13 protein-coding genes are annotated in these 12,953 nt (G+C 43.8%); 1 reads left to right on the top strand and 12 read right to left on the bottom strand.

The window, feature by feature from the left end; all coding sequences use genetic code 11:
• Positions 1–54: 54 nt before the first annotated feature.
• From AC58P7_RS16005 to alaS, 9 genes are all read right to left on the bottom strand, one after another.
• A complete protein-coding gene (locus AC58P7_RS16005) occupies positions 55–2,214 on the bottom strand; it encodes a methyl-accepting chemotaxis protein (protein ID WP_497344479.1) in 2,160 nt (719 codons plus the stop codon).
• A gap of 183 nt (positions 2,215–2,397) precedes the next feature.
• Entirely contained in the window at positions 2,398–3,681 is a 1,284-nt protein-coding gene (locus tag AC58P7_RS16010) for a peptidase U32 family protein (RefSeq protein ID WP_497344481.1), read from the bottom strand.
• A 25-nt stretch (positions 3,682–3,706) separates the two neighbouring features.
• Positions 3,707–4,633 carry a peptidase U32 family protein gene (locus AC58P7_RS16015; protein ID WP_497344483.1) on the bottom strand — a complete coding sequence of 309 codons (927 nt, stop codon included), beginning with the start codon at positions 4,631–4,633 and terminating at the stop codon, positions 3,707–3,709.
• A gap of 50 nt (positions 4,634–4,683) precedes the next feature.
• Positions 4,684–5,781 carry an endolytic transglycosylase MltG gene (mltG, locus tag AC58P7_RS16020; RefSeq protein ID WP_497344736.1) on the bottom strand — a complete coding sequence of 366 codons (1,098 nt, stop codon included), beginning with the start codon at positions 5,779–5,781 and terminating at the stop codon, positions 4,684–4,686.
• Positions 5,782–5,907: 126 nt separating this feature from the next.
• The gene (locus AC58P7_RS16025) at positions 5,908–6,207 is read right to left on the bottom strand and encodes a DUF1292 domain-containing protein (protein WP_497344485.1); all 300 of its coding nucleotides are present in this window, start codon (positions 6,205–6,207) and stop codon (positions 5,908–5,910) included.
• Entirely contained in the window at positions 6,204–6,512 is a 309-nt protein-coding gene (locus AC58P7_RS16030) for a DUF1292 domain-containing protein (RefSeq protein WP_056610485.1), read from the bottom strand. Before AC58P7_RS16030 ends, AC58P7_RS16025 begins: the two co-directional genes overlap by 4 nt.
• Before the next feature lie 6 nt (positions 6,513–6,518).
• Positions 6,519–6,935 carry a Holliday junction resolvase RuvX gene (gene ruvX / locus AC58P7_RS16035; RefSeq protein ID WP_068665576.1) on the bottom strand — a complete coding sequence of 139 codons (417 nt, stop codon included), beginning with the start codon at positions 6,933–6,935 and terminating at the stop codon, positions 6,519–6,521.
• 17 nt (positions 6,936–6,952) lie between these two features.
• Complete coding sequence (locus tag AC58P7_RS16040; protein WP_028555746.1) at positions 6,953–7,213, bottom strand: IreB family regulatory phosphoprotein; 261 nt, start codon at positions 7,211–7,213, stop codon at positions 6,953–6,955.
• Between the two features lie 110 nt (positions 7,214–7,323).
• Complete coding sequence (alaS, locus tag AC58P7_RS16045) at positions 7,324–9,951, bottom strand: alanine--tRNA ligase (RefSeq protein WP_497344487.1); 2,628 nt, start codon at positions 9,949–9,951, stop codon at positions 7,324–7,326.
• A gap of 415 nt (positions 9,952–10,366) precedes the next feature.
• Between alaS and AC58P7_RS16050 the strand changes: the two genes are divergently transcribed.
• Positions 10,367–10,588, top strand: a complete 222-nt coding sequence (locus AC58P7_RS16050; protein WP_497344488.1) for a DUF3951 domain-containing protein — start codon at positions 10,367–10,369, stop codon at positions 10,586–10,588.
• 391 nt (positions 10,589–10,979) lie between these two features.
• Here AC58P7_RS16050 and AC58P7_RS16055 read toward each other — a convergent pair whose 3' ends face one another.
• From AC58P7_RS16055 to AC58P7_RS16065, 3 genes are all read right to left on the bottom strand, one after another.
• Positions 10,980–12,050, bottom strand: coding sequence for an AI-2E family transporter (locus AC58P7_RS16055; protein WP_497344490.1), 1,071 nt, complete (start codon positions 12,048–12,050; stop codon positions 10,980–10,982).
• Positions 12,051–12,205: 155 nt separating this feature from the next.
• Complete coding sequence (locus tag AC58P7_RS16060; RefSeq protein WP_497344492.1) at positions 12,206–12,409, bottom strand: YrzR-like zinc ribbon domain; 204 nt, start codon at positions 12,407–12,409, stop codon at positions 12,206–12,208.
• 7 nt (positions 12,410–12,416) lie between these two features.
• The gene (locus AC58P7_RS16065; RefSeq protein WP_497344494.1) at positions 12,417–12,938 is read right to left on the bottom strand and encodes a PRC-barrel domain-containing protein; all 522 of its coding nucleotides are present in this window, start codon (positions 12,936–12,938) and stop codon (positions 12,417–12,419) included.
• Positions 12,939–12,953: the final 15 nt, after the last annotated feature.

The following is a 12,953-nucleotide window of genomic DNA, read 5'->3' on the forward strand; positions in this document are numbered from 1 at the left end:
GTGAAAACACAAAAAATCCACCCTCCTAAAGGAGAGTGGATGTGAGAACTCGTCTTATACTTCGAATTTGGATAATGTATCGGTCAGTGATTTGGACAGTAGATCCAGCTTGTCCGACAATTTCACCAAACCATCACTAATGCTCAGCTGTTCGGAGCTTAGGGAAGCAACTTCCTCGGAAGTAGCAAGCGATTCCTCAGCAACTGCACTGACATTCGTCATGGCATCAGACAGAACCACTTGTGATTGTTCAAGCGTAGAAATGGAATCACTAACGGTGCTCAACTGAACAATGAAGCCACCCATATGATTCGTAACTTGTTTGAAAATCGTATCTGCTTCTTTAACAGCCAAAATTTGCTCTTGGAAAATTGGAGTTGCTGTTGAAAGCACTTTTACCGTCTCATCGATTTCTCGTTGAATCGTTTCTGTGATTTGACCAACCACGTCAATGGATTGCTTAGATTGGTCAGCTAGCTTACGAATCTCATCTGCTACGACCATGAAGCCTTTGCCGGCTGCGCCTGCACGTGCTGCTTCAATTGTGGCATTCAAGGAGAGGATGTTCGTTTGCTTCGTCATGTTATTCAAAACATCTAGAATTTTACGGATCGAACGTGTGCTGTCTTTCAATCGATCTACTTTATCAACCATAGAACGGATCATTTCTTCCGTCAGGTTCGTTTTGGAAATAAGCTCTGACATATACTTCGTTCCAAGCTCACTGGAGGTTTGAACGTCCGCTGCCGCAGTCCCCATCTCGAGATTGGCTTCAATAACTTGCTTCATTTGAATACCGATATGGTGCGTTAGCTCGTTGCCCTTTTCAGACTCTGTCGCTAATCCGCCTGCTCCATTGGAAATCTCGTCAGTCGCGACGGCAATTTCTCTTGCTGCTGTAGCAGTCACCTTGGAGGAATTCGTCAATTCTTGCGCAGTTTCAAATACCGCCTGGGCAGACGTACTCGTATGCTGCACCAACGTCGTAATCTGCTGCATCATCACATCAAAGCTTGCGCCAAGCTGCCCAATCTCATCCTGTGACTTGTAATTGGCGCGAACGGTAAGCTTACCTTTGGCACCTTGCTGCATCAGGTTACGCAGATTAATGAGCGGACTTCCGATCATTCTAGCTACGACATAACCGATGATAATCGCTGCGATGGCCGCAAACAATGCGATAAGGAGCGTGTAATTGAAGATCTTTTTCGCGTCTTTGACAAGCGAGCTAACAGGGATATCACCGACAAGGTTCCAACCTGATACATTTGATTTATAAAAAGCAACCAAATGATCATCCTTCGTAATAAAGGAACCATGCTCTTCTTTAAGCTGATCCTTGGTCAGTTGGATGGTTGAGTCTTTGCCGATCTCAGCCATATCTTTCGTAGCAATGTTCTTGTTTCCTTCATTCGTAATGACGACCTTACTGTCATCACCTAACGACATTCCGCTTAACTCTTTCGTCAAAATGTCCGTGCTAAGTTCTAATACTAGAACGGCTGTTGACGAGTTCGTTAACGTATTACGCATCAGACGGCTAATCGCAAACGTATTCGTAGAGCTGCTAGAGTAACCTTTGGCTTGACTATCCAACCAAGTTACTTTGCCCCCATTTTCTATCGTACGTTTGAACCATTCAGTTGAATTCATATTCTCTGATAATGAACTGCCGCCAGCACCTGTAATGACGATCAACTTACCATCTGGTCGATACAAGTGAAGGGTTTTAATTGCTTTGTTCGAGAAAGTAACTACGTTTAATTTCTCTGTTAATTGACGCGTATTATCTAGTGCTTCGTACGAGGATGGCTCCAATTTCGGAACCTTATCAAGCAGGTCTTGCAGCTCTTTATTCAGCATGATTTGGAGTGAGACATCATCAAACGTCTGATACAGAAAATCTAATTTCTGACCTGCTTGTGTTACCGTTTGTAAACTGGATTCAGATACTTTGTTCTTAATAACATTTTTAGAGACCGAGTACGAAATCATCCCTACCGTAAGAACGAAAAACAGAATACTTACAAAAAACATCAGAAATAACTTCATACCAACTGATTTCACTGGATTTTCGAGCCTAATGTTGCTCCTGTCTTTGTATTGAGATGATTTTCCGTCAGTAGTGTCAACATTTCGACCCCTTCGAACTTGACCAGCTGCTTGAACTACTTTGTTTAAAATAGAGCGGATACCTTGAAGTCCTTTTGTCATTTCGTTCACCACCATTAGTTTCTAATTAACCTTTTTACTTAAAGACTTTTTGAAAAGGTTTACATTCTTTGTCATTGATGAATTTCGACATTCATTTCCAATATCCTCTATAAAACGATCCAAAACAATAAAAAAATGAAGCTTTGTCCAATATAACTCACACTGGAGAAAGCTTCCATGGTACTATTTTCCTGTTTTCTTTCGCATCATATCCCATTTTCTGACAGGATGCGTTGTTTTCAGCTGAACCAGTTGTAACGGATGCCTAGCTGCAGTTAATTCCTGACCCGCTTCATCTAGAATAACGCCAACCGTTTGCTTAAAATGCGTCCCATCGGGACCAAAAAATTCAATTTCTTGGCCTGGCTTGAAATGATTTCGTTGTTGAATGAGGGCTATACCCGTTTCTGCGTTATATCCCATTACCAAACCAACGAAGTCGAACCCGACGACTTTATCTTCCGGTTCAAAAATGTGATCCTCATGACCTGGTGCTTCATAGAAGAATCCATCATTCAAAGGCCGGTTCGCTGCTTTATGAATCTCATCTTGCCAGAGGGGATTCAGCACGAAATGCTCGGGATCCTCGAAATACGCATCAATAGCTTGACGATAGGCGTTCACAACCGTCGCGACATAATGAATACTTTTCATCCTGCCTTCAATTTTGAAACTATCCACTCCCGATTCAATCATATCGGCAATATGGTCAATCATGCTCAGATCTTTAGATCCCATTGTAAAAGCATCATCATCCTCAGCAAACATCGGGAAGTCTGTCGCCAAAGGCGTATCAAGTGGTTGATCTTTCGTAAACAAATCATATTTCCAACGGCACGATTGCGAGCAACCGCCGCGGTTCGAATCGCGATCCGTAAAGTGATTCGACAGAACGCATCGTCCCGAATAAGAGCTGCACATAGCGCCATGAATAAAGGCTTCAATTTCAACATCAACGTGTGCCTTAATTTGATCGATTTCTTGCATGCTAACTTCACGCGCCAAAACCACGCGCTCGATGCCTTGGTCTTTCCAGAATTGAACCGTCTGCCAATTCATAACCGATTGCTGTGTACTTACGTGTACTTCCAATTCAGGAGCAACACGTCTACACGTTTCCATTATAATGGGATCTGCTGCAATAATGGCTGAAATGCCAACCTCCTGCAGTCCTCTCAAGTATTCATCTAAGCCATCAATATCTTCATTATGGGCATATATATTCGTCGCAACGAACACTTTGGCTCCATATTGTTTGGCAAATTCGACCCCTTCGCGCATCTCCTCCTTGGAGAAATTGTCAGCGTTCGAACGCAAACCATACTTCTGTCCACCGATATATACAGCATCTGCGCCATAATGGATCGCAAATTTCAGCTTCTCCAAATTACCTGCTGGAGCTAAAAGCTCCGGCTTATCAAGTCTTACACGCTTACCCCTGGCTTGTGCTTCTACGGCTGTAGTCATCTAGGAGTGCACCTTCTTTCTTCGATCAATAGACCTGTTCTTTATAGAAAAATCCGAAACTCAGCTCACGCTCAGGATCCTGCAGCGCCACAATCGCATCCAGCCATTCCTGCTGGAACTCATAGCCTTCAGGATTAGCGATATAGGCGTCAATCGCTGCTCGATAGCTTTTTACGACCGTTTCATTATACTGAGAGGATTTAAGTAAGCCTTCAATTTTCAAGCTGTCGATATTCCCATCGATGAGCTCCGGCAAATTTTCCAGCATGCAGAAATCCTCAGAACTCATAATATGTGTGCCGTTCTTATCCTCATAGACTGGATAGCGTTGATCACGGCGTTCGTGTTCAATGAGGAATAGTCCGCGCTCCTTCGAACGGTCAGCTTCTACCTTATTCCCCTGATGTTCCATATAATTTTTGACCAGTTCACGCTTAGAGTGATAAATATTCGTAATCCCATGAACTTGAACTTCTACTGCAATCTCAGTCTTTTCTTTAAAAGCCAGCACCTGCTCCATGTTCAGCTCTCTCGCTAACACAACACGAATTGCCCCTTGTTTACCCCAATAATTGGCTGTGGCGTAATTCGTTGATGTCATCTCGGCATTCCAATGCATTGGCAGCGGCTCTGATAACTGTCGTACGGTCATGACGACAGCTGGATCCCCAAAAATAATCGCATCGACACCAGATGACTGTAGGGATGCTAAGTACGCATATAGCCCTTCGAGCGATTCATTATCTAAAATATTGTTAACAGCCACATAAACTTTGGCATCCCGTTCATGCGCCCAAGTGACCGCTTCACCAATCTCACTCAGCTTTACTTCGCCAGGCAGCCGTAATCCATAACGTTCTTCTCCGATAATTACCGCGTCTGCGCCCGCAAGTATCATTTGTTTCAACTCAGCAATCGAACCGCAGCTGATGACTAATTCTGGTTTATTCACTTCCTGCTTACCTACCTTCTGTCTGCTTAATTCAAGCGCCCAGCAGAATCCTAGTTGGACGCCTTCTTACTATTTGCAATATTCTTCTTATGTTCTTCAAAGGTTTCCGCAAACAAATGCCCCTTCGTTCCATCCTTTTTGGTGACATAGAAAACATATTTCGTTTCTTCCGGATAGATCGCCGCCTTAATGGAAGCCAGACTTGGGCTTGCAATCGGACCTGGAGGCAATCCCGTATTCAAATACGTATTATACGGACTTTGGATTTGAAGATCCTTTTCCAATAAACGATCCTTCGATTTATCAAATAAATACTGTACCGTCGCATCGATCTGAAGGGGCATGTTCATTTTCAAGCGGTTCACAATGACACCTGAAACAAGTGCACGTTCATCATCGACAACGACCTCTCGTTCGATCAGCGAAGCAATCGTCAGCATTTGGTGAATGCTTAGATTTCGAGCTTTTAGCTTGTCCTTCCAATCAGACGGAAGCGTCGCAAGCTTTTTGTCTAGTTGATCTAAGGAACGCTCAATGAAATCCTTCTCCGTAGAGCCTTTCTTAAATTCATAGGTTTCAGGGAATATATAACCTTCTAAACGATGCCTTAAATTTTTACTTTCGGGAATCGACGCTGTTGTCTCTTCCTTGAAGCCAGCGGGGTCATCGACTAGTTGAAGGAAAGTCTCTTTCTTCCAAGTGGTTTGTTCACTCATTTTGGCAGCGATTTGCTCAATTGTATAGCCTTCAGGAATCGTGATGCGAACCATTTCTTCCTTCACGACATCTCCCTTGTTTAGCTTATCAATCATTTCAACAAATGTCATGCCCGGCTTCATCGCATACTCGCCAGCTTGAAATTTGGAGCCTTCTTTTTTGAATTTTAAATAATACGTGAAAATGGATGAATTTTTGATGAGTCCCTTGGTTTTTAGTTCGTCAGCGATTTGCACCGAGCTTGAGCCTTGTGGAATGGATACTTGCACTTCCTGATCAGAAGCTTCGACCGGCTGCAATGCATTTGCAATAAACAATCCAATGCCACCTGCCGTGCCCAGAACCAGCAGCACAACAATACTAATGCTCAGCAATACCCATTTCAATGTACTACGTTTAGGCTTTTGTGATTCTTCGTGTTCATAGTCCATATTCACAACGCTTCTATTCCCCCTAAGAATGTCAATCGTCAAGCCTTTGGCTGTAGGTTACCATAGTATCATTAACCATATGCACAACAAAACCGAGCGGATATACTCCGCTCGGTTATCTTCTTCTTACAAGTCGTCCTGCTCAGGGAAAACCATTTCGTCGTAAAGCTCCGAAACCGTTTCCCACTCATCGTCATCGTCAATGGTGACTAATTCGTATTCGCCGTCATCAGAATTGGAGATGACACGGAAAAGAGCTACTTCCTCTTCCTTCTTCAGCGCTTCGGATTGCATCACGGCATACGTTTGGTTCTCATAGACGAATTCTTTTAGAAGATGATACACCGTCGACTCACTTTGGTCGTCAGACAACAGAATATCATCCCCGTAAGTTTTGCGCAATACATCAGAAGGTGTCGTACTCATGCTTCCTCTTCCTCATCGAACTCCGCCATTAGTGTGTTGAACGTTTCTTCCACAATGTTCCACTCTTCTTCATCATCGATGGTGAAAAGTTTCAAGTCCTCGCCATCGTCGTCTTCCTCGTAGCGGAAGGCATACACTTCATCGGATTCTTCATCTCCGCCATCTGTTGGTACAACCATCATATATTTCTTATCTGAACCGTCCACTTCGAATTTCATGATAACCTCGAACTCTTCTTCGTTGCCTTCATCGTCCGGGATGTAAATGATTTCCGGTTCTTCTTCACGCAATTCTTCTTTGGACATGTTCATTCACCTCTTCATATTGGCATCCATATACCCTTGAAGAATGAGTTGCGCTGCCATTTTATCAATGACCAGCTTCCGTTTCTTCCGGCTTACATCGGCTTCAAGAAGCGTCCGTGTAGCGGCTACGGTTGTTAAGCGCTCATCCCATAGGTGTACTGGTACACTTATCTTTTGTTTTAATTCTTCTGAAAAAGCAATCGCAATCTCGCCGCGAGGTCCAATCGTATTGTTCATATTCTTGGGTAACCCGACAACCACTTGCGAAACGCCATATTCATTAACAATCTGTATAAGCCGTTCAATGTCTTCTCCCGGCTTATTCCGGCGAATCACTTCTAGCCCTTGAGCCGTCCATCCTAGCTCATCACTTAAAGCTACGCCAATGGTCTTATCCCCATAATCCAAGCCCATCCATCTCATGCTGGTTCTCTTTTCTACTATTTGTGTTGACCCAGATAAGCACGAACTAATTCTTCAATCAGTTCATCCCGTTCCCGTTTACGAATGAGGCTTCTCGCATTATTGTGTCGCGGAATGTAGGCAGGATCTCCCGAAAGTAAGTAACCGACAATCTGGTTAATCGGATTATACCCTTTTTCCTGAAGAGCATCATATACCGCCAGTAACACATCCTTCGGCGAAGTTTCGATTTCTTCCGCCTTCACATTGAACTTCATCGTTTTGTCCATGGAACTCATCAGGAGCACCCCACTTCCTTGTGACCTTTGTAAAATAATTGAAAAAACTTCCGTTATACATGTGATATATTCTCTATGGTTTTAAAAATTCCTGTCCATTAGAAAAATAATTATACAAATTGGGATAGGAGCCCCTCGACACTAGCTAATGCTGCTTGCAGCTTGGATGCATCCTTACCGCCAGCTTGTGCCATATCAGGACGACCGCCGCCACTTCCGCCAACGGCTTGTGCGACTTCTTTAATAATTTTACCAGCATGGAAGCCTTTAGAAACGAGATCAGGCGTTACAGCAGCAACCAGATTAACTTTATCTTCAGTGGAAGCACCAAGAACGATAACAGCCGATCCCAGTTTACCTTTCATCTCATCGACAATGTTCCGAAGGGAATCCATATCAGCCGCATTGACTTGTGCAGCTAGAACGGAAACGCCCGCTGCTTGCTTCACTTGATCTGTCAGAGAACCAGCTTCAATACGACCGAGCTTGCCCCGTAAAGATTCATTCTCGCGTGATAACTCCTTCAATTGCAGCAAGGTGGCATCTACGCGTTTCGGAACATCATGAATGTTCGATTTGAGCAGGCTAGCAGCTTCTTTCAGCAATTGCAATTGCCCGTCTAAATATTCATAAGCGCTGCGCCCAGAAACGGCTTCAATCCGACGTACGCCGGAACCAATTCCAGATTCGCTTACAATTTTGAATAAGCCGATTTGGCCTGTATTTTGAACGTGACAGCCTCCACATAGTTCTAAGGAATAATCGCCTACTTGGACGACGCGCACGATATCACCGTACTTCTCGCCAAATAAAGCCATCGCGCCCATTGCTTTCGCATCTGCGATCGCTTTTAGGGAAATATCAACGTTCGTGCTATTCCATATTTGTTGGTTCACACGTTGCTCGACATCCTGCAGTTCTTCACTTGTAATACTGCCGAAATGGGAGAAGTCAAAGCGTAGTCGGTCCGGCTCTACAAGGGAACCCGCTTGATTAACATGCGTACCTAGCACTTCTTTAAGCGCTTTATGGAGCAAGTGAGTTGCCGTATGATTCTTAATGATATCTGTACGTGGTGCTGACGCTACAACAGCCTCTACCAAGTCGTCTTTGCGAAGTACGCCGGACTCAACTATAACCTTGTGTACATGTTGGCCATGCGGCGCTTTAATCACATCAACAACCTGCAGCGTTAATTGATCGTTGCGAATTGTACCGTGATCGCTAACTTGACCACCACTCTCTGCATAGAAAGGCGTACGATCTAGAACGACCTGACAAGTTTCACCAACACCCACAAGTTCCACGAGTTCATTCTCATGAACAATCGCTTCGATATTAGCAGTAACTACCAATTCATTATATCCAACAAATTCGCTTTTAATCGTTAATTCAGACAGCGGTCCGCCCTGAACCTTCATGCCGCCTTCTTTGTGACTAGCCGCACGAGCGCGATCACGCTGCTCTTGCATCGCAGCATCAAAGCCAGCGCGATCAACCGAAAGTCCCTTCTCCGACGCAAAATCCTCCGTCAAATCAAATGGGAAGCCATACGTATCGTAAAGTTTGAACGCGTCAGGTCCGCTGATTTGATTCGTGCCAGCTTGCTGCGTTTTCTGAACCATTTCCGCAAGAATGATTAAGCCATCGCTCAATGTCTCATGGAAACGCTCCTCTTCCGTACGGATTACTTTCTCAATAAACTCGCGTTTATCAACAACCTCTGTATAGTAAACCCCCATAATTTCGCCAACCGTAGGTACAAGCTTATATAGGAACGGTTTATCCATACCTAATACTTTCCCGTAGCGGACGGCACGACGCAACAAACGACGAATGACGTAACCGCGACCTTCATTGGAAGGAAGTACACCATCCCCAACAGAGAAAGCTACCGTACGAATATGGTCAGCGATTACTTTAAGCGCGACATCATGCTCATCGTTAACGTGATAAGCAACACCTGTCAATTCACATGTTTTCTCAATGATAGGTTTGAACAGGTCCGTATCGAAGTTCGAGTCAACATCTTGAAGAATAGAAGCAAATCGCTCCAAACCTGCGCCTGTATCGATGTTCTTATTTGGAAGCGGTGTATAGCTGCCATCGGAATTATGGTTGAACTGTGTGAATACTAAGTTCCACACTTCAAGGAAGCGCTCATTTTCGCCGCCTGGCCAGCACTCGGGATCGGACAAGTCACCGTATTTATCGCCGCGATCGTAGAAAATTTCAGTACAAGGACCACAAGGACCCTCACCAATATCCCAGAAGTTATCTTCTTTAAGCTTATAAATGCGTTCTTCTGGAATGCCAATTTGCTTATTCCAAATTTCGAAAGCTTCTTCGTCATCTTCATGAACCGTAACCGAAATCCGATTCGGATCAAAGCCGATCCATTGCGGATCCGTTAAGAACTCCCAAGCCCAAGGAATCACTTCTTTCTTGAAATAATCACCTATGGAGAAGTTGCCCAACATTTCAAAAAAGGTATGGTGACGACGCGTTTTACCTACGTTTTCAATGTCATTGGTACGAATACATTTCTGAGCATTCGTAATCCGTGGATTTTCAGGAATTTCACGTCCATCTAGATAAGGCTTCAACGGCGCGATCCCTGCGTTAATCCACAATAGGGACGGATCATTATGGGGAACCAAGGAAGAGCTCGGCTCAACCTTATGTCCTTTGCTAGCAAAAAATTGCAACCATTTCGAACGAATTTCACTTGCTTTCATCGAAGTCAAGCCTCCAAATTTAGGATAAGTTTACAAACAAGCAAAAAACGCCCCTGCAGCTAACAGGGACGAATCATCGCGGTACCACCCTGGTTATTGCATTCGAACTCCCTTGGCCTGCGGCATAGGGCGAATCCAATCTCCTTGTGCGGATTTGTAACGGGTCCAACCGGTGGAGTTCATCCACGCTCCGAAACGAGCTTTGGGCCATCCTAGCACCGAAAGGTTCTTCCAGCCGAGCTACGCAGCTTTCACTGCCAAGCGGAACCTTCTCTCTGACGATGAGCTATGGCTTACTAGGTTTCATCAACGCTTTAATTCACATATAGATAAGGCAAATTATAACTTTATGGGGGTTGCCTGTCAATATGAAGGCATTATACTGTAAAATATAGGTACTATGGAGGTGCTTTAATTGGACATATCAACGCTTACCCTGCTCGGCCTCATCTTCCCCATCTTCGTCTTAATCATTTATATTATGGCGAAAGCACTCATTAAAAAAGAAATACCTGATAGCCGTTACAATCCCTTTGACTACATAACGGGCCAATCCCATGTGGAATTTCAAGAACAAAAAGAACAAAAAGAAGAGGATGATAGCCAAGGGGACGATAAAGACAAACATCTAAAATAAACGTCTTCATCTATTCGAAAAAGTTGAAAAATCATCATTGACAATGATTCTCAATACAAGTATACTGAATTTATTGATAATGATTTTCATTACCACATAAGAAAGTATAAGTTTTCAGTTCCTGAAAACGGCTTTCTTATTGGCGATAAAACTTACCTCTAGACGCGGTCGCTCATCCTTGAATAGCTGCGATAGAAGTTTTTTTCATCGAACTTACAACTAACAGCTTGTTACTTACTCACTTATTCCGTAGTCCATTTCATGGTTTACGTATGGGCCACAACCTTTCTTACTCCTCAACCCTCGTGCAAAACCCTTTGAACCATGATCCCGCAAGTCATGGTCCAAGGGGTTTTGTGCGTCTAAATACGTCAATATGCACGCTTACTGTCTAGGTTGTTGGCTTATGAACAAAATGGATGAACACATGCTGAACGATGACTTTCATCGCAGCGAAAAAGGGTACGGCCAAAATTAATCCCACAACGCCTGCCACTTCACCGCCCACGAGCAATGCGAAGATAATAAATAACGGATGCATATGCAGGGTTTTCCCAACCACTTGTGGAGAAATCACATTCCCCTCCAGGATTTGCACGGTCAAATTGACAAGCGCAACGAACAGCACCATTTTCAAAGATACCGTTGAAGCCATAATAATGGCAGGCGCCGCGCCAAAAAAGGGGCCCATATACGGGATGATATTGAAGATTGCTACCACGCTTGCCAGTAAGAGCGGGTACGGCATCCCGATTAGCCAATAGCCTAAGTAAGCTAGTACCCCAATGATGATACAAACGAGGAGCTGTCCCCGAATATAATTGCCTAGCGCCGTATCAATGTCCATGAGCAAAGAGACAGTTTTTTTGCGATGCTCTTTCGGCACAATGGCTAGCGCTGTTTTTTCAATAATCTGGAAATCCTTCAATATGTAGAACGCCAGAAATGGCACGATGAAAGCAACAAACAGCAGATTAATGGTTGCTCCAATTTGATTCAAATAATTCGCAATTGTCATGGAAATACGCGTTTCTAGCTTACTAAGCGAATGATTAAATCCATTCCGAACACTTTCAGGCAGCAGCCGATTTTGATTAAATCCATCGACCACGGATTGTGCACGCATCGCCATTTGGGGCATGTGTTCATTTAATTCAGCGGCCTGTTTAATAAACATCGGAGTCATATTCATGATAATGACCGTAACGGATGTGATAAACACGCCATAAATCAATAGCACCGCAATGGTTCTCGGTACTTTCCGTTTATTCAATATCGTGACGACCGGATTTAAAATATAAGAAATGATCACCGCTATAAAAAACGGCATCATAATCGTCTTCATAAATTTGTAAAAGTAGAATAAAATCGGCTTAATGAGCAGGAGTAAATATAATCCGGCCAGGATTAACAAGGCATACACCAGTCCTACAAACCATTTACTTCGCCAAAAGCGTTCCATACTGCTTCACCTCGTATATTCAAATTCAACTTTGTGCTCATACAGTATGTGTACATCTCCCCCAAATTAACCCTTATGTGGTAGTTGTTAAACAAAAAAACGCTACTCGCTGAGCGAAGTTCGCTCAACAAGTAACGTTTAATAATGACAGACTATTAATTCGCGTGCTCGTGGATATGAGAAACTTCTTCCTCAAAAAACAAATCATCCAGAGAACTTAACGTACCATCTTCTTCGACTTGATAAACGGACATTTTATCTCCGTTTACGCTGAGTTCGATAAAACAACCCCAGCAGTAAAATTGATGGGAACCGATCTTTCCAATATCTTTGGAATTACAGTTTGGACAACGCATCATGCTCACCCTATTCTTCTTTGGATACGAAGAGTTCTTCTACTTCCTGAGCGCAATGTCCAGGCACGATGATTGCGTCTTCTCCAATGGTTGCCGTTTCTGGCATGGGAAGCCACTTTCGCCCTTCTTTTAAATCAGAAATAAACCCTTCGGACAATTCATAACCTACTATTTGTTTTCCCCAATTCTGGTTTAAATAAACATCTTCTACCACGCCTAATTCGTGCCCTCCCACCGTAATGACGGGGAGTCCCTTTATCTTGTCGCTTCCCTCAAGAAAAGCATGGCACTCATTCTTCTGCCCAAATTCGCAAATGACACTTTCGTTCGGTATGGTTATAGCATCCGCTCCAGCTGCAACGATTCCTCCCCATGATATGTATCGTAAGGATGAGAACCACGTCTTCGCTTCGAGCACAATGCCGCTTATGTTCCACGCTGGGTCAATCAACAAATCTTTCACTTCACCAACTTGCTTACCCGACTCAACGGTTAACACGGGAAGTCCTATTAATTCATGCGCTCTGCGCAAGCGTAACGCCTCCTA

It is taken from the genome of Paenibacillus sp. J22FR5 (assembly GCF_059691975.1).